This window comes from Nostoc sp. (assembly GCF_036917155.1).
Classification (GTDB): Bacteria; Cyanobacteriota; Cyanobacteriia; order Cyanobacteriales; family Nostocaceae; genus Nostoc.
In genome coordinates this window covers 15,212-31,891 of record NZ_JBALDZ010000016.1, presented here as the reverse complement: position 1 = coordinate 31,891, position 16,680 = coordinate 15,212, and the positions used below count along the sequence as shown (strand labels likewise).

The 16,680-nt window shown below is 41.9% G+C and carries 18 protein-coding genes and 1 pseudogene; 12 read left to right on the top strand and 7 right to left on the bottom strand.

Translation table 11 applies throughout. From position 1 onward, the window contains the following. Positions 1 to 311: 311 nt before the first annotated feature. Positions 312 to 602 carry a hypothetical protein gene (locus tag V7K67_RS02245; RefSeq protein WP_335165105.1) on the bottom strand — a complete coding sequence of 97 codons (291 nt, stop codon included), beginning with the start codon at positions 600 to 602 and terminating at the stop codon, positions 312 to 314. A gap of 311 nt (positions 603 to 913) precedes the next feature. Here V7K67_RS02245 and V7K67_RS02240 point away from each other — a divergent pair, with 311 nt between their 5' ends. The 3 genes from V7K67_RS02240 to V7K67_RS02230 all read left to right on the top strand — a co-directional run bounded on the left by V7K67_RS02240 (position 914) and on the right by V7K67_RS02230 (position 4,188). After that, positions 914 to 1,189, top strand: a complete 276-nt coding sequence (locus tag V7K67_RS02240) for a hypothetical protein (protein WP_335165103.1) — start codon at positions 914 to 916, stop codon at positions 1,187 to 1,189. Between the two features lie 1,248 nt (positions 1,190 to 2,437). Then, the gene (locus tag V7K67_RS02235) at positions 2,438 to 3,265 is read left to right on the top strand and encodes a hypothetical protein (protein ID WP_335165101.1); all 828 of its coding nucleotides are present in this window, start codon (positions 2,438 to 2,440) and stop codon (positions 3,263 to 3,265) included. Between the two features lie 584 nt (positions 3,266 to 3,849). Then, complete coding sequence (locus V7K67_RS02230; RefSeq protein WP_335165099.1) at positions 3,850 to 4,188, top strand: hypothetical protein; 339 nt, start codon at positions 3,850 to 3,852, stop codon at positions 4,186 to 4,188. Between the two features lie 947 nt (positions 4,189 to 5,135). On the opposite strand, the gene V7K67_RS02225 is transcribed toward V7K67_RS02230, so the two are convergent. Then, entirely contained in the window at positions 5,136 to 5,312 is a 177-nt protein-coding gene (locus tag V7K67_RS02225; RefSeq protein ID WP_335165097.1) for a hypothetical protein, read from the bottom strand. A gap of 379 nt (positions 5,313 to 5,691) precedes the next feature. On the opposite strand from V7K67_RS02225, the pseudogene V7K67_RS02220 reads away from it, so the two are divergent. Beyond that, positions 5,692 to 6,246 (top strand): annotated as a pseudogene (locus tag V7K67_RS02220) (nitrogenase component 1); the annotation flags it as partial. A gap of 439 nt (positions 6,247 to 6,685) precedes the next feature. Next, entirely contained in the window at positions 6,686 to 6,913 is a 228-nt protein-coding gene (locus V7K67_RS02215) for a DUF433 domain-containing protein (protein ID WP_334732691.1), read from the top strand. Positions 6,914 to 7,043: 130 nt separating this feature from the next. Here the strand turns inward: V7K67_RS02215 and V7K67_RS02210 are convergent, their stop codons facing one another. The 4 genes from V7K67_RS02210 to V7K67_RS02195 all read right to left on the bottom strand — a co-directional run bounded on the left by V7K67_RS02210 (position 7,044) and on the right by V7K67_RS02195 (position 9,566). Continuing rightward, a complete protein-coding gene (locus V7K67_RS02210) occupies positions 7,044 to 7,643 on the bottom strand; it encodes a hypothetical protein (protein WP_334732690.1) in 600 nt (199 codons plus the stop codon). Positions 7,644 to 7,665: 22 nt separating this feature from the next. Continuing rightward, positions 7,666 to 8,589 (bottom strand): polyphosphate kinase 2, encoded by a 924-nt coding sequence (gene ppk2, locus V7K67_RS02205; protein WP_334732689.1) that lies wholly within the window; start codon positions 8,587 to 8,589, stop codon positions 7,666 to 7,668. Positions 8,590 to 8,851: 262 nt separating this feature from the next. Next, on the bottom strand, positions 8,852 to 9,184 hold the full coding sequence (locus tag V7K67_RS02200) for a sensor histidine kinase (RefSeq protein ID WP_334732688.1): 333 nt from the start codon (positions 9,182 to 9,184) through the stop codon (positions 8,852 to 8,854). A 4-nt stretch (positions 9,185 to 9,188) separates the two neighbouring features. Beyond that, complete coding sequence (locus V7K67_RS02195; protein WP_334732687.1) at positions 9,189 to 9,566, bottom strand: hypothetical protein; 378 nt, start codon at positions 9,564 to 9,566, stop codon at positions 9,189 to 9,191. 693 nt (positions 9,567 to 10,259) lie between these two features. On the opposite strand from V7K67_RS02195, the gene V7K67_RS02190 reads away from it, so the two are divergent. Next, the gene (locus V7K67_RS02190) at positions 10,260 to 10,985 is read left to right on the top strand and encodes a pentapeptide repeat-containing protein (protein WP_335165094.1); all 726 of its coding nucleotides are present in this window, start codon (positions 10,260 to 10,262) and stop codon (positions 10,983 to 10,985) included. Continuing rightward, the gene (locus tag V7K67_RS02185; RefSeq protein ID WP_334732685.1) at positions 10,979 to 11,287 is read left to right on the top strand and encodes a hypothetical protein; all 309 of its coding nucleotides are present in this window, start codon (positions 10,979 to 10,981) and stop codon (positions 11,285 to 11,287) included. The genes V7K67_RS02190 and V7K67_RS02185 overlap by 7 nt, the downstream gene beginning before the upstream one ends. 217 nt (positions 11,288 to 11,504) lie before the next feature. On the opposite strand, the gene nifE is transcribed toward V7K67_RS02185, so the two are convergent. Next, complete coding sequence (gene nifE / locus V7K67_RS02180; RefSeq protein WP_334732684.1) at positions 11,505 to 12,893, bottom strand: nitrogenase iron-molybdenum cofactor biosynthesis protein NifE; 1,389 nt, start codon at positions 12,891 to 12,893, stop codon at positions 11,505 to 11,507. Positions 12,894 to 13,608: 715 nt separating this feature from the next. Between nifE and V7K67_RS02175 the strand changes: the two genes are divergently transcribed. The 5 genes from V7K67_RS02175 (at position 13,609) to V7K67_RS34270 (ending at position 16,101) form a co-directional block, all read left to right on the top strand. Next, positions 13,609 to 14,448 carry an oxidoreductase gene (locus tag V7K67_RS02175; protein WP_334732682.1) on the top strand — a complete coding sequence of 280 codons (840 nt, stop codon included), beginning with the start codon at positions 13,609 to 13,611 and terminating at the stop codon, positions 14,446 to 14,448. Positions 14,449 to 14,477: 29 nt separating this feature from the next. Further along, the gene (locus tag V7K67_RS02170; protein WP_334732681.1) at positions 14,478 to 14,675 is read left to right on the top strand and encodes a DUF2891 family protein; all 198 of its coding nucleotides are present in this window, start codon (positions 14,478 to 14,480) and stop codon (positions 14,673 to 14,675) included. An 82-nt stretch (positions 14,676 to 14,757) separates the two neighbouring features. Next, positions 14,758 to 15,237, top strand: coding sequence for a DUF2891 family protein (locus V7K67_RS02165; protein ID WP_334732680.1), 480 nt, complete (start codon positions 14,758 to 14,760; stop codon positions 15,235 to 15,237). A 172-nt stretch (positions 15,238 to 15,409) separates the two neighbouring features. Next, positions 15,410 to 15,988: a hypothetical protein gene (locus V7K67_RS02160; protein ID WP_334732679.1), complete on the top strand. Its 579-nt coding sequence runs from the start codon at positions 15,410 to 15,412 to the stop codon at positions 15,986 to 15,988. Further along, positions 15,985 to 16,101, top strand: coding sequence for an immunity protein TriTu family protein (locus tag V7K67_RS34270; protein ID WP_442943738.1), 117 nt, complete (start codon positions 15,985 to 15,987; stop codon positions 16,099 to 16,101). Before V7K67_RS02160 ends, V7K67_RS34270 begins: the two co-directional genes overlap by 4 nt. Positions 16,102 to 16,680: the final 579 nt, after the last annotated feature.

Sequence of the window (16,680 nt, the reverse complement as noted above, 5' to 3'; positions counted from 1 at the left end):
TGTAGACGGGTTGGAACCGAGTTGAAACCGTGCATAAGTTGACTATAAACCGTGCTTTAGTTCCTTGATAAAAGCGTCAATCACTCTACCTGCGGTTGATTGCTTACCCATTTTCAGCTTGGCAAGAGCGCGATCGCGGATTGCTTCATAGTCTGGTTGCAGGGATGCACCTGCTGTCTGTAGCTGTTGACTGAGTGGCTGGTTTTCGTTCTCCAGGCTTTTGACTTGCGACTGTAACTGGTCGATGGTTTCACTGTTCGCTACAGTTGACTCAATGTTGCTTGGCTGCCCGGTAGTTCTATTATCCTCTACTACCGGGCTTTCGATTTTCCCCGCAGTTCCTCCAGTTGTGATCGCACTTCACTAAAACTCGCTTCTAGTTGCGATCGCACTTCAGTTAGGCTTGCTTCTACTTGCTGCTTGAATTCTTCGATGTCTACAGGTGTAGACGAAGCTGTAGACTGTTCTATAATCCCTGCCAACATTCCCCTCAGCAATCTTGCTGCTGTTTGATTAGGAGATTTATCTTCTGGAATCTGGAAAGTTTGCAGTGCTTCTAATTCAGTATCGTCGAAGCGAAATGAAATTATATTGCTACGCATTTGTAGACTGTCTGTGTACACTATGGTTTACATAGTAGGTCAACCATAGTCATTTGTCCACAGCTTTGTCTACGGTGTCGTTGACAATCTTCAGTAATCAGCTTAAACTAGTCGTAGACAAAGCTGTGGACAGTAGTAAACTTTGGTTGCAGCGAGTAAATCGTAGCGTCGTTTCGCTCCCCTAGTACCCACCTGATACGACAAATGAAGTCAGCGCTTGAATGCGCCCCAGTGAGAGAGTTTACACCTCTCCCCCTGGCACGACTTCCCCCTTACAAGTTGTTCAAGCCACTAAGGAGGCAATACAAATTATGCAACAAGCGCAGACCGACAGCAATGGTACTGTACCTGTTTTTACTGCGGATGAAGGTAATGATTCTCTGGCTGCGATGATGATACGCGCCCTGGATGAATGGAACGTTATTCAGTATTACCAGCAGCTTTTAGAAATTGAGCGCATTGAGTCCGCAGACTCTATTGCGCTGCTTACCGATTGCTACCTAAAGCTTTCAGAACCGCATAGGGACGAGTTGGAACTAACTTTAAGAGCTATGCACAAGTTGATTAGCACTATCTCAAAAGGTTAGCGAATCTTTGTTTTCCCAAAAGGTACTTGAGACTGGGAACTAGAGCCGATGTAATTAATGATTGATTCGCTGGCCTTGTCACCTAAAGGGTTAGCGAAGCAAACAGATGTGTATGGACAGCCCCTAGTTTAGCTAAGGGGTTGTTTTTTGTGAATTGAGGGATCAACATAGCAGGTTAACAATGGATGATATATAGACTTGTATATAGCAATTATCTAGTGAAATGAAAAAATCATAGAAGTTGAACTTGAACAAAAGATTTTCTGTCTACTTAAATAACCCCTAATTCCCCTTATCCGTCACTTACCTTATGTAGCAATACTTCTGACCCGTCACCTCACCCGTCACCGACCCGTCACCTCACCCGTCACCACCCGTCACCGACCCGTCACCACCCGTCACCAACCCGTCACCGACCCGTCACCGACCCGTAACCCCACACGTCAGTCGTCACCTTACTAGACAATAGATATACCTTAGCTATACTTTTATCTGTTGCTGACCCGTCACTCCATCTGTCAGTTTCATTAACGGATGATATATAGACTTGTATATAGCAATTATCTAGTGAAATGAAAAAATCATAGAAGTTGAACTTGAACAAAAGATTTTCTGTCTACTTAAATAACCCTTAATTTATCATATCCGTCACTTGCCTTATGTAGCAACACTTCTGACCCGTCACCTCACCCGTCACCGACCCGTCACCGACCCGTCACCTCACCCGTCACCACCCGTCACCAACCCGTCACCACTCGTCACCACCCATAACCTCACCGATCACCGACCCGTAACCCCACGCGTCAGTCGTCACCTTACTAGACAATAAATATACTTTAGCTATACTTCTATCTGTTGCTGACCCGTCACTCCATCTGTCAGTTTCATTAACGGATGATATACAGACTTTTATATAGCTATTGTCTAGTAAAGTGACGAGTGACGAGTAGGGTGACAGGTGGTTGACGGGTGGTGATGGGTGAGGTGACGGGTCGGTGACGGGTCGGTGACGGGTGGTGACGGGTGAGGTGACGGGTGGGTGACGGGTGAGGTGACGGGTGGGTGACGGGTGAGGTGACGGGTCAGAAGTGTTGCTACATAAGGCAAGTGACGGATATGATAAATTAAGGGTTATTTAAGTAGACAGAAAATCTTTTGTTCAAGTTCAACTTCTATGATTTTTTCATTTCACTAGATAATTGCTATATACAAGATATACTTACTATAGTTAATCAAATACTAAGGTCAATGTCAGATAAGGTTTTAGCAACTTTCCGTATAGACCCTGACGAATGGGAGGAGTTTAAGTCGAAGGCAACTCAAGACAGCAGTAATGCGTCGGCAATGCTGTTAAAGCTTGTCCGTTCGTATATAGCTAGCGATCCTTTGTCCAACACTGAACCAGTTACAGTTCCAAACAATATAGACGAACGATTAAACAGGTTAGACTCGATAGAACAGCGATTGCGAATGGTTGCCGACCGAATGCAGCTAGCCTCTACCGCCCCTGCTGTGAATTTAGAGCTAGATAATGTAAGCAAATTGGTAGACGAGCGTATTCAATCATGTCTCAATCAAATGGGGATTAAGCCCCTAGAGCAGATAGAAGAGATGATAGACGCTCGTTTAAAAGCATCACTAGAAGAAATTCAGATCAACCCCGCAGATAACGCCATAGACAGCAAAGTAACAGAAGAATTTACTGTAGGGAAGGTACAAGAGCTTATAAGCAAGTGGGATAAATATCTTGAGGGATGGATAAAAAAAGTAAATGCTCGCTTTAAGCAGGCGGAAGAACGCTTGAGCAAAGCAGAAGAACTGAATAAACTTGGCCAAGTACAGGTTCACAAACAAGAGATTGACGGACGCTTGGAAGAAGTAGACAAAAGGCTTGAACAAGTAACAGATGTTCTAGACGAAATTAATAAGCTTATAGACGAATACCAGTATGATCCCGTCCGCGATCGCACGCTCAGCAAGCTGAAGGCGGGCAAGGACTCCCCGGCAGGTAAAGCAATTGCGGCGTTTATTAGTGAATTGAGTGCTGAGAATCAGGAAAATACAGGACAATCCTAGCCTAGTCAAAAACAGCAAATAGATAATACATAGACAGCCTCTAGCTTAGTGCAGGGGTTGTTTTTTTGTGAATTAAAGTATAGCTAAAGTATATCTCTTGTCTAGTAAGGTGACGACTGACGCGTGGGGTTACGGGTCGGTGATCGGTGAGGTTATGGGTGGTGACGGGTTGGTAACGGGTGGTGACGGGTTGGTAACGGGTGGTGACGGGTCGGTGACGGGTGAGGTGACGGGTCGGAAGTCTTACTGAATAAGGCGAGTGACGGATACGGGGAATTAGGGGTTATTTAAGTGGACAGAAAATCTTTTATTCAAGTTCAACTTCTATGATTTTTTCATTTCACTAGATAATTGCTATATAGAAGTCTATATCTAAAGTTGAAGTTGGAAGTTAGCGCAACGTGCAGAGGCAAGACCCGCCGCCGCCGATTGCGTACAAAAACGTCGGGCGATCGCTGAAAGCTACCGTAAATTGTCCGTAACGCGATTGCACTGCTCCCGATTGAGGCTTAATCCTTTAGGGCTGAGGAAACTGCTACAAGGAGCGATACAGCTTTCTGTGTTTGTGTTGCGGCGATTCGTGTTTGGTTCAGTTCAAAGGACTGAACCGTGGTTCAGAATCGCTTTCTTGGCTGTCTCCTCTCGGTTTGGTTCAGTTCAAAGTTCTGAACCGTGGTTCAGAACCATTGCCAAAATCGCTACGTTCCCCGTCAGTTGGTTGGTTCAGTGGTTCAAAGGGTCGGTTCAACGGTTCAAAGGGTCGGTTCAACGGTTCAAGCCGCGATGGTGCAGCCGCCCCACTGGGGGCTAGCCCTGCCCAAGAAATAAACCAAAACCATTCATTGAGTTGCAGAACTACTCAACTTAACGCGCAAATAAACCCATTGACTCATATAACCCGTTTTCGAGCTAAAAAAACCTGACGAACATCTTCATCCCTGAAATATTCATCAGACCTCCATACAGTTGAAAACAAGTTATAAAATTTCGGAACCCTCAGACCTTGTTTGCTGTGCTATTATGTGTCGCTCCTAACCAACAAAATTTACCCTTTTTTAAATACACGCTAATAGTTTAGGAAACCTATAGGTTTCCGAATTTAAATACACGCTAATATTGCAACTTTACAAAGAACCGAAAGACAGTGTGGAAACCAGCCGCCCCACTGGGGGCTAGCACTGCCCCGAAATAAACCAAACCTTCATTGAGTTGCAGAGCCACCTAGAGCGATCGCAACCGACGGTTCAACTTAACGTGCAAGTCAATCAACTCTAAATTTAGTTACTAAAACAATATAAACCTCTGGTAAAAATCTAAGCCTCGCTAAAAACTTGTGGAAATATATATATTTCCGTAGAAAAGAACAAGCTAAAAGTGTTGCTACGTTTGATTTACAGATTAATTGCTTGAAAAGTAAAATGGCACAAAATACAGAACGAGCTAGAAATTCATGGCTGTAACCATAGCAACAGCAGATAACGTGCTGTGCATTTTCTATGCGCTGTCGTATGTCGCTCATAGGCAGCAAAGTAAATTTTTTTGAAACCTCGGCAGAATCTTCCCTGAAACCTATAGGTTTGACTAGCTAATTTAGAGCTAATATTGCAGCCTGTGCATAGCTAGTGCCATACGCTTAATCACCCATTAAGCCACGACACACAAAACGAATAGGCGAAAGTTCTAAACTTTGAGGCAGCTTGGAAGCTCAGAAGTTTTGAAGTTACCTCCAAAAAGCGCCAACGCTCAAGCCTTACAGTAACTTCACCTCAAAAAATAAAACTTCCGTGCAGAAGTTGGCCGGAAGTTGGTGCAATTCACTGAACGGAAATTGCATTGTTGCACAAAAATAACTGAAATTCAGCCAAAATTCTTAACCAACTGGCGCTAGTCGAGAGTGCAGCAACTCATTACCGCGTTGCATCCGAACGCAGACTCTACAGCAGTTCTCACCAGCATCAAATTTTTGCAACGGTAGAGCGTGAGCAGCGCGAATCTTACGACCGCACAAAGTAAACCAAGTTTCTTGATCAGGCTTTTCTCCGTCCATTAGGTGCAGTATCCCATTTTCGCTTATCCGCCTTCCCAGTGCTTCCATACCAAATACACTCGTGTTTGAAGCTAGTGTATAAAATTTGACTTTTGCTATGCAAGCAATTGCAAAAATTTGCTGGACTACTTTAAGTTATCCGCTAACGAATTTTGACTTATGCACCACTGTTGCATCTCCAGTTAAGGATTAAGGCTCGATTCCTAGTTCTGTTGGGTATACAGCTAAAACTTCACGCCCATTAAGCCACAATTTGCAAATCAAATTACCATTTCATTAGAGTTTTGGATATTTAAATCACAAGCTTTAAGACAAAAACAAGACACCTGGAACGCAGATTTATAAAACCGTTGATATATAAGCTTTGTAGGTTTTAGTCTACCGTATACCCTGGCTTGAGTATAATTTCTTCGGCCCCACCAAGATTGCTGAATCTTTACGGGAAATCGCTTCTAAGTTTGACGAAACAATCCAAGCAAACGCTGAGAAAGTTATCGCCAAGTATCAGCCCACAATGGATGTGATTCTTGAGAAGTATCGCCCCCGTTTGGAAGGTAAGACTGTAGCCATCATGGTTGGTGGTCTACGTCCTCGCCACGTTGTCCCAGCTTTCCAAGACTTGGGCATGAAGATGATAGGTACTGGTTATGAGTTCGCTCATAACGATGACTACAAACGTACTGCTGGCTATATCGAAAACGGCACCATCGTTTATGACGACGTTACCGCTTACGAATTCGAGGAATTTATCAAAGCGCTGAAGCCTGACCTAGTAGCTTCTGGTGTGAAAGAGAAGTACGTCTTCCAAAAGATGGGTCTTCCTTTCCGTCAAATGCACTCTTGGGATTACTCCGAACCTAGCGATCGCTCCTCAACATCATATAATGCAAGGTTTTTTCGCGGTGGTAGAAAAAAGAGTCTATTTCTAGCCTAAATGCGAGTTTTAGGGCTATCCGATAATAATCTTTTTTGATGCTCCAGACAATATAACTTTTATGCAGTCTCGTTTTTAGATTTTGTTTGCATTTTGCTTAAAGAAAAACTGTAAAATGAAAGACTATTTGAAATGAAGATTTTTTAGATTAAATGGTGCGATCGCTTTTAATAGAGAATCAAGTTAGGCGATCTGATGGAGGATGCGATCGGTAAAAACAGGATTAATCTACCTGCTATATGTCAAAAGTAAACACAATCCGTAGGACGTAATATTTCATAACGATCTACTCGACCAAAACCCTTACGTGTTTTTCCCTGATGCCCTGGTTGTCCTCCTGGTTTCCTTTAAGCTTGAAAACGTAGTTGTTGGAGCGATCGCACTTGGGCAATAGTTTCAAAGTCACGATCATTGTGAATCAAAAGTAAGTTATTTTCCAGTGCCGCTTGAGCTTAAAGACTCCCCAATTATTAGCGCATCTCCTGAAATTATGGGCGGTACTATAGTTTTTGCTGGAACTAGGGTTCCTGTGCAGACGCTTCTGGATTATCTCAAGGCAGGCGAATCCATCGACGACTTTTTGGATGGATTTCCGACTGTTACTAAAGAGCAAGTTATCGCCTTGCTTGAGGAGGCTGGAAAGCAGTTTGCTAGCATGGTGGCATAGCATGAAACTCTTGTTGGATGAGTGTATTGACCGCAAACTAGCGAGGGAGTTTGTTGGCTATTAGTGATGCCTTCTCTACGAGACGCTCCGCGAACGGCGGGCTACGCCAACGCTCCTCAACATCCACAAATTAACTACTGAATTGCTGAACAATTGTCTGCACAATTGCCAAAATTGCTCCGACATTATCCAAGTAATATCTTTGCTTATCAAGCAAAGCCACTTTTTGCGAAAGTTGAAGAAACTGCCAAACTTCTCCTGTTGTCACGCATCCATATACAGGTATTTCTGTTTGTCCAGATGAACGATTGAATAAATCCGCTGCCACCATTTGCGCGATGCACTGTCCTAACCCAGCTTCAACATCATTTTTCTTCGCTTCCACAACAGTGATAATTGGGCTACGCAACGGTGGTAAAGGTGGAGCCATTGCTAAAATAAAATCACATTCCCCAATCAAGCCCTGTGCAGGATCAACGTCAAGTCTTTGTCCAGAGAAAATAGCCAAGCTATCTTGGCTAAGATCGCGACAAGCTAGTAAAATTGGTACAATAATAAATTCGCTCCGAGCTTTTTCACTAATCAGAGCTAATTGGGTTCGCTTTCCTAAAGTTTCATTTAACCACGAAGGAATAGAAAGAGGTACAAGCTTGGGAAATAGATCGGCTTCTTGGGTAGTGATTCCCAAAACAGCCGAAACTTTTTCTAGAGTAAAATCGCTGTACGCCATAGTTTTGACTCAGTGATGTTGCTTAATACACTTGAGGCACAAAAAACTGCTCATTGCGGGGGGCGCGAACATAATCCTCAGCCGCAGGTCTAGACGGAAGTTCTAAGGGAGGAGGTGTCATATCTTCGTAAGGAACTTTGCTCAACAAATGATGAATGCAGTTGAGCCGCGCCCGTTTTTTATCATCTGCTTCAATGGTAAACCAGGGGGCTTCGGGAATATTTGTGTAAGCAAACATGGTATCTTTGGCTTTGGAATATTCTACCCAGCGATCGCGTGATTCCAAATCCATTGGGCTGAGTTTCCAGCGCCTTGCTGGATCGTGACTGCGAGAGAGAAAGCGTTTTTCTTGTTCTTCATCGCTGACGGAGAACCAGTACTTGATTAAAACAATACCCGATCGCACCAGCATTCGTTCAAATTCTGGGCAAGATTGCATGAATTCTTGATATTCTGCTTCGGTACAAAAACCCATCACCCGTTCAACTCCGGCTCGGTTGTACCAACTGCGATCGAAGAGGACAATTTCGCCTGCTGTCGGAAGATGTTGCACGTAACGCTGAAAATACCACTGAGTTTTCTCGCGATCGGAGGGGGTTCCCAGGGCAACTACACGACAGCCGCGAGGATTGAGTGGATCGGCAATGCGTTTAATTACTCCTCCTTTGCCGGCAGCATCGCGTCCTTCAAATATGACGACAACCCGATAGCCGACGTGCTTAATCCAGTATTGCATTTTGACTAGCTCAATCTGGAGTTGCTCTAGTTCAGTTTCAAAAGTCTTTTTGGGAATTTTCTTGGCAAAAGCTTCAGTACTACCATCAAAAATTCGTTTGGATTTCTTAGATTTTTTCTTGTCTTTTGTCTTTACTAGGCTTTCTCTTAAGCCTGTAGCGGGTTGAGCTAGATCATTATTTTGTTGGTTTTTAACTTCATCAATTGACATTACAGCTATTCCATGCTAGATAATTGGCATAATTAGAGTTTATCTATGTTTATCTATAAAATGTATACCTTACAGCAGTTTTCATGTATTTGAACCACATCTGTCGTAGGGGCACAGCATTGCTCTTTAAGTATCTGTTCAACTGGTGGTGTGTTAACGCCCAAACCTCGTGTATTCTACTACTACACTACTACTTAGATAACTTGACAATTGCATTTCTACACTGTCAAGGCTAGGCATTATTAAAATAATTCCTAATTTGCTAAACCATTTCATGAACTTTCAAGCAGAGAGTAATTTGAATGATAAACTCGGTTCCTTCTCCAGCAGTTGAGAAGCACTCCAGTTTACCGCCATGTTTTTCTGTGATGATTTGGTAGCTGATGGACATACCCATTCCGGTTCCTTTGCCAATGGGTTTGGTGATAAAAAAGGGATCGAATATTCGTTGCTGAAATTCTTGAGAAATACCAACTCCATTATCAGCGATCGCTACTTCTACCCATGTTGAATTAACTACCGATGTGCGAATCTTAATTCGACTGGGATTATCATTGATTTCCTGATAAATATACTTAGTATTATTTTCTTCCAAGGCATCAATTATAAGTCAGGTTATAAGCCTGCATCTGATCCCAGAAATATTTGCCAAGGGTTTGGCGATCGCGTACATCCAAGATTCCCCTATGTATAGCATCTGCGTAAGGATTCAGGGTTTGCGGAATGGAAAGATAAGACTTTAGGTGTTCATCCACTACCTCAGTTGTGCGATCTATCAACTGTCCTGCTAGATCGTTAACTGCTCTTTGCCCATTTTTAAAGGACAAATAACCCACTAAACTAACCGCTCCAAAAATTTGGATCAGGAAGGGAACAACAAGAACAATCTGTAATGGGAAAGCTTTTCCTTTGCGGAGATAGTGGATCCAATACGGTTCGGATAAGGTTTTTTGATGACAAGCCTGATTATTAGACATCTCCAGAAATTAAATATGCTTTACCCATAACCCTTGTAGAGACGTAGCACTGCTACGTCTCTACATTGTTTTTCGGAGATGTCTATTGTAGAGACGGCGATTTACCGCGTCTCTTGCCTTAACCGAACCGTATTGATAGTGGATCTTCATTGCTGGAAGCTGGAAGCTATGCTAATTTTATTTACTTCTATAGTTCCCAAGATGTCCCCATATTCACCTTTGTTGAAATTTTTTGTTAAGTCAAAGGCACTATCAATGCATTAACCGGGAGCATCTTATTTTTGTAAAAACATGTCTGGCCCTAGCAAATGGAATTCGCGGCTATACAGACAAAACCCACCTTTCCTTCTCTATGAGAGGCTGCGCCAACGGAACGCTACGCGAACGTGGGTTTCAAATTCTTTGAGTCCGCGTAGGCGGACTACCCTGCGGGAAACCGCAAAGCGTCTAGGTTTGTGTAGCCGCGATTTCTAATCGCCTGGTATATTTGCAAAAGTGAGATGCTCCCCATTAACCAGTGATCGTGAGGAGAATATACTCGACTCTTTCAGACTTATCGGTTATAAACGAAAAGTTATCTGCATTATTATGAATAAAAATCTATATAATGCCTTGTGCTATTCGGCAACTTACCGTACTGCACTAATTAAATGAATAACTATCTAAATAACAGGGGCAATAAATTTAAAATTTATGACAGAAGAACTTACTCCTACTATCATACTTTCAGACCAGCAAGCTGCACGATCAGTCAGAACACTTGAAGCTTTGCTCAGACTTTATGCAGAGGGACATCGTAATTTTTCTGGTTCTGACTTACGTGGGATGACGGTTAATATGATTGATAAAGAGATTAAATATCTTGATTTACGTGAAATTATTCTCAATGGTTCTAATCTCACAGCTATTATACTTAGTAGAGGAAATGCGCTCAAAGTCGATCTAACTGGATCTGATCTTAGTAATTGTAATCTACAAGGAGCTATTTTAAATAGCTGTAGGCTTGATCAATGTAACTTTAGCAATTCAGATTTAAGAAGGGCAAATTTAGAAAGCTCCTCTTGTCGAGGTTCAGACTTTATACAAGCAAAATTTCAAACTACTAACAATATTAATGGTGATTTCACAGCATCAAACTTTACCAAAAATAATTTTCGTTCATCTCATGTAGCCGATAAATTTTCGCAAGCTAATTTTTGTGGAAGCAATTTTCATCAAGCTACGCTTCACCATTTTGACTCACCACAAGCAGATTTCTCGGATGCTGACTTACGAGATATAGTATTATCTACTTGTGTGAATATTAAATATTCTTACTACAATCATAAAACTAAATTTAGTAAAAATTTTGATCCAATTGCAATGGGAATGGAACTTATTGAAGATGAAAATGATTCGGAGGATTTAAGAGTGTGCTGAGGAAAACTGAACAAGGTTGGATGTTTGCACAAGAATATCTGCTAGAAGATTTTATTTGGGATTGCCTAGAAAGTACTTTAGATTTGATTCCCCTTAAACGCCAATTGAGCATTAAGGGAGAGTATTGTGATATTCTCGCTAAAACAAAAAACAATCAATTGGCTGTATTAGAACTCAAAAATTGCGAGGATCGCTACATTATCCATCAACTCACTCGCTACTATCACAGTCTCAGCTTAGAGCAACCTTTGAAAGAATTGATAGACTATAGCCAGCCCATTCGTTTAATTGCAATAAAATAGCTAGAGTAGATGTAAACAAGATATCTAAGCTTGGGTTGGGTTTCACTTCGTTGAACTCAACCTACATTGATAAATTTTATTATCAGTAATCACCCGAACTTGATATTACGCAAACAATAACCAAAACCCTAATTTTCAGGTAGGGGCAATTCATAAATTGCCCCCACTAACATGCATCTAATAGATAAAAGTCGCGCAACGCAACTCACTAGCTCTTTTATACCCCACAGCTAATTTTTTCATCCCAAGGAGCAGGTTTTCTGACTTGCTCCCACACAGGACTATATAAGGCTTCATGCAATTCCCGTGCCATTTCCACTAACCCCGCATAACCAGCGTAAGCATGATGACGTTCATGGTTAATATCCAAAAAAGGAATTTGTGCTTTCAGTGCTGTATATTGATTGCCAGCCCCAGCAATCAACACATCAGCTTTTGTATTCTTGAGTACCTTGAGTAATGCTGGGGGAGTTCCATCGGCCAAAACCATGCCATCTTCACCAAGCAATTGCTTAATTTTAGCTTTCTCTTCCTCTGTACTCTTTTTGTCAGTAGTGGCAATAACTTCCATTCCCAAGTCTTTAGCTGCTAAAATAAGTGACCAACTTTTGACACCACCACTAGCAAGAATAATCCGCTTACCTTTTAATTGAGAACGGTAGGGAGCTAAGGCGATATCTAGGGCTGCTGTTTCTTCTGCAATCAACCATTCTGTACGTTCTTGAAGATATTTATCGCCTAATATTGCTGCAACATTTCGCAAGCAATGATTGAGGTTTTCCACACCATAGAAAGATTCTTCAATATAAGGAATTCCATAATCTTCTTGCATTGAGAGTGCCATTTGCACTGCTACATTCGAGCAAATTACTACATTCAACTTGGCACGATGAGCATAGCAAACTTCTTCATAGCGAGCATCACCTGTAATTTTGGAGAGAACGCGTATACCCAATCTCTTGAACAGTGCTAAAACATTCCACAATTCACCGGCAACGTTGTATTCACCAACAATATTGATATCGAATGGTGTGGTAAATTCTGGTTCAGCCGTTCCGATTACATATTTCAATAAAGTTTCATTGCCGATGCGGTTCCCGAAATTTTTACTACCTAAAAAGCCCGGTGCATCTACATATATAACCGGAATACCGATTTTCTTTGCAGCCATTTTACAGACGCTATCTATATCGTCACCAATCAAAGCAGTAACACAAGTAGCGTAGACAAATACAGCCGCAGGATTATAGCGTTGAACAACTTCGAGAATAGCTTTGTACAGCTTCTTTTCGCCACCAAAAACAACATTATTTTCACTAAAGTTAGTAGTAAAACCAATTTGGTGTAGTTGAGAACCTGATGAGAGGCTACCATGAGTTGCCCAAGGGTTATGAGTGCAAGCAACAGGGCCATGCACTACATGAGCCGCATTAGTAATTGCTCCCACAGAAACCATCGCCCCATCAAAAGGACAATTACCTTGAGTTGCACCTGGTTGTGCTGCTTTATTGCAAGACAGTTTTTTGTTCTCATGCAGTTTTTTTTGGTTATGTACACAAGCTGTATCGTTGAGTAATTCCTTGATTGTTCCTTGGGTATTTTTCATGTCTTTGCCTCGCGCTGAAGATTAATACAAAAGGGATGAAGAGTGATGAATTCTGTTAGCATAGCGGGGTGTAGCCCGTGCTGATTGCTGAGTTAACTGAGTTTAAAAACCCTACTAAATAAGGGTAATTACAACATATCCTGTGAGAAAGCTGAGTTGCAAACGACACACCACACAAACTTTAACAGGTAGTAAATTCCCTATCTGGACAGTTTTTACTTTCTTCAAAGAGTTACAAAAAATCGTAACTGATGCATTAGTATTTTCAGGTAAAACAGCCAACTCCTCTCACATATCTTGTTTCCGTAGGAAATAAGACCTGTTAATGCTTTTGCTATTCTTAGCTTCTCTAAATGTTAGCCTAGCATAATTTTCAAAAATGATTTACTTTTTGATTTTTTGCTGTAAAAATACTCATAGTAATGCTGAATAATTCGCGATCAATCGAGGATCTGCGGTTAGCAATTGTCACAAATCAACCGTTCAAGTCCTGGCGATTAGAAATCGCGGCTACACAGACAAAACCTGCCTTTCCTGCGGAACGCCAAGGGCGAACGCAGGTTAAAAGCCCTTGACTTTGTATTAGTCCACGGAGGTGGACTTCGTTTGTGTAGTAGCGAATTCTATTCGCCCAAAACTTTTCAAACATCCTCTAAAGGATACTCCACAGTTTACAATAGCTTGCATGTAACAATATTTGAATTTCTGGAAGTTAATGATGAACAAAATAGTTCTGATTACAGGCGCTTCTAGCGGAATTGGCAAGGCTACAGCCGAAAAACTTCTTGATGATGGTTATCTAGTCTACGCGTCTGCACGACGCATTGACAAATTGCAAACTTTAGCTGCTAAAGGTGCAAAAGTTCTTGAATTGGATGTTACTCAAGACGAGTGGATGAAGTCAGCAGTAGATTTTATTATTCGTGAATCAGGCAGAATCGACATTTTAATTAATAATGCCGGCTATGGCTCCTATGGAGCATTAGAAGATGTTCCTATTGAGGAAGCTAAATATCAGTTTGAAGTAAATGTCTTTGGACTGGCAAGACTAACTCAGTTAGTGCTTCCATATATGCGAAAAAACTCCTTTGGGAAGATTGTAAATATTACATCAATAGGAGGTAAGATTTATGAGCCTTTGGGTAGTTGGTATCACTCAACTAAATTTGCTGTTGAAGGATTGAGTGATTGTCTGCGTTTGGAGCTTAAGCCCTTTGGGATTGATGTGATTATTGTTGAACCAGGAGCAACTTTGACAGAATGGGGAGCGATCGCAGTTGAAAAATTATTGCAGACATCAGGTAACACTGCCTACGCAACAGCGGCTCAAAGTGGAGCAAAATTATTAGCTTTCACCAGTGACGAGAAACTTGCATCTAAACCCGAAGTCATTGCAGACACAATATCAAAAGCTCTCAAAGCGAAAAAACCCAAGGCACGGTATGCAGCAGGAAGTGGGGCAACATTTTTGGTGACATTTCGCAAATTTGCCAGTGATGGGCTAATGGATTCCCTAATGCAATTTATGATTAAGCAAGCTGCATCACGACGGTAGCAGCAGAGCAAGACTACTACTAATAAACCATGCAACTCAAAGTAATAGAGATTGACGTCGCGATCGCAGCCAAGTTTGTTCAATTGGTGCTAAATTGCATCAACCAAGAGTATCCACACAACAATATTTTTTGGTTTGAAAGCGATGAAGACATTAAGCCACCACGTGAATTAACGCCAGCGTTTTATGGTTGTTTGGATTGGCATTCTGCCGTACATGGACATTAGACATCTCCAGAAATTAAATATGCGTTATCCAGAGTCCTTGTAGAGACGTAGCAGTGCTACGTCTCTACATTCATTTTCGGAGATGAATAAGGGCTTTGCTGATCTGATTGAACACAAAGCCCAAAGATTTTATCGGAGCGATCGCAACTATCCATTTCATTTTGAACCATTGGGTTATGATTTTGTCTCTCCCTGTCTTGCAGAGGCAGATTTAATGCGGCGCATTCTTTCACCAACAGATTTTGCAAATTGGCTTACCGATTTTCTTCCCCAATTACTCACAGAAGACGCAGCAAACTGTTTACAACCTATACAAATAAATAAACCAAACGACTATTTACAATCTCATTTTCGGGGTCTAAATCTCAGTCGCGCTTGGATGCTTGAGGGAATAATCTCTCGATTACCCGATAACGATTCTCGACTCGATACACTCCGCGCTGCGACTGTTTTACATCGCCAATATGGGTTAGTAGATGTTGCAAGTGAACATTATACTAGTAGTCATTGGTTGGGAACTTTTGTAGTTTATCTTGTAACCGCACGGGGATTATGTAAATAGATAAAGCTTCCTCCATAACATCTTTGATGTAGTACATTGCGCCTTTGCGACAACACACCCTAGCAATACTAGGAATTTGATAATATTAACAAAGTAAGCGATCGCCTGTTACCCAACTTCGGCGATATCTACGATGGGCCACGCCCTCTTCAGCAGAGAGAACAAAAACACTATGGCAAAGCGTAAGAAAAGCAATCTCCAGTGGATTAAGGAAACGCTTGAACTTAAACCCGATCATCGCTGGGAATCGCCATCAGGCTACAAAATTTTTGTCGCAGATCGAGGCGCTGTTCGCTTCAATGTTCCCCAGAATTGGGTTTTTGAGCCACAAGAAAAATCTTTCAAGTTCATGGATAAGAAACCGCCCAACGATGATTGCTGCCTAGAAGTATCTTTCAATCGCCTCCCACCCAACGACTGGAGCCAGTTTCCGCTAAAACCCACCTTGAAAAAAATCATGGAAGACGACAGTCGTAACGTCATTGCTAAAGGAGAAATTGTTACCATCAAGCGCCAAACCGCCAGAATTGTCTGGACAGAGATCAAGTTTATTGACACTCAAGAAGAACCACGGGAAGCTTTTTCGCGGACTTGTATTGGTTTGGGGTCAAATGTTCAGTGCTTGATTACATTCGATTATTGGGCAGATCAAGCAGAACAATTAATACCCATTTGGGATGAAGCGATGCGTAGTCTCACATTAGGGTTGTATATCCGTGACCCCATGACTGGTCTGGCTTTCCCAGATTGAGCCACCTTGACTTTGAGAGTTCATTACGTCTTGGTAGAGTAACAGTTTGGGAGTCAGGAGCTTGTGAAATGGATATCCTTGAAATATCAACTAGTAACAATGTCTTTTATTAAAATTACCAGTTCAACAACAAAAAGGAATTTTATCGAACCTATCTAAGACTGGTAATTTTTATGCGTGATATGTTGCGACTTAAGTCAGATGATATTTAGTTAAAAACTAGTATAAATAAGTGCTAGCGTTTTTGCTTTTCTTAGAGGTTGTTTGAAAAGTCTAAATTATTAGTTGCCCTGGCGACTAGAAGTCGCGCACTACTTGCTACAAGTCGGGGAACCCGCCCAACGCAGTGGCTTGGCGACACGAGACTTTACCCACCTACGTGGGTTAAAAACCCTTGATTTTATATTAGTCCACGGAGGTGGACTAAGTTTTGTGTAGTAGCGAATTATATGAGACCGTTGGTCAATTCACGGTGGGTTTGACTCCTCACCCCTAAAACATTGGTTTGGCGTTGCTTTCCCGCCCTGAAATAAATTTCGGGCTAAGAGCTACTGTCCGTTGAAACGGACCCAAATCAGAGTAATGAGGAATGATGGGTTAGACCCCCTATTAATTCGCCAACAGAGTCATTATATTCGCCCAAAACTTTTCAAACACCCTCTAAGCTCGACTTTATCCATAACAGCATCACA

Coding starts and splice junctions, on each gene's coding strand:
- V7K67_RS02245 (WP_335165105.1), bottom strand. CDS start 602: ATGCGTAGCAATATAATTTCATTTCGCTTCGACGATACTGAATTAGAA.
- V7K67_RS02240 (WP_335165103.1), top strand. CDS start 914: ATGCAACAAGCGCAGACCGACAGCAATGGTACTGTACCTGTTTTTACT.
- V7K67_RS02235 (WP_335165101.1), top strand. CDS start 2,438: ATGTCAGATAAGGTTTTAGCAACTTTCCGTATAGACCCTGACGAATGG.
- V7K67_RS02225 (WP_335165097.1), bottom strand. CDS start 5,312: ATGGACGGAGAAAAGCCTGATCAAGAAACTTGGTTTACTTTGTGCGGT.
- V7K67_RS02210 (WP_334732690.1), bottom strand. CDS start 7,643: ATGGCGTACAGCGATTTTACTCTAGAAAAAGTTTCGGCTGTTTTGGGA.
- ppk2 (WP_334732689.1), bottom strand. CDS start 8,589: ATGTCAATTGATGAAGTTAAAAACCAACAAAATAATGATCTAGCTCAA.
- V7K67_RS02195 (WP_334732687.1), bottom strand. CDS start 9,566: ATGTCTAATAATCAGGCTTGTCATCAAAAAACCTTATCCGAACCGTAT.
- V7K67_RS02190 (WP_335165094.1), top strand. CDS start 10,260: ATGACAGAAGAACTTACTCCTACTATCATACTTTCAGACCAGCAAGCT.
- nifE (WP_334732684.1), bottom strand. CDS start 12,893: ATGAAAAATACCCAAGGAACAATCAAGGAATTACTCAACGATACAGCT.
- V7K67_RS02175 (WP_334732682.1), top strand. CDS start 13,609: ATGATGAACAAAATAGTTCTGATTACAGGCGCTTCTAGCGGAATTGGC.
- V7K67_RS02170 (WP_334732681.1), top strand. CDS start 14,478: ATGCAACTCAAAGTAATAGAGATTGACGTCGCGATCGCAGCCAAGTTT.
- V7K67_RS02165 (WP_334732680.1), top strand. CDS start 14,758: ATGAATAAGGGCTTTGCTGATCTGATTGAACACAAAGCCCAAAGATTT.
- V7K67_RS02160 (WP_334732679.1), top strand. CDS start 15,410: ATGGCAAAGCGTAAGAAAAGCAATCTCCAGTGGATTAAGGAAACGCTT.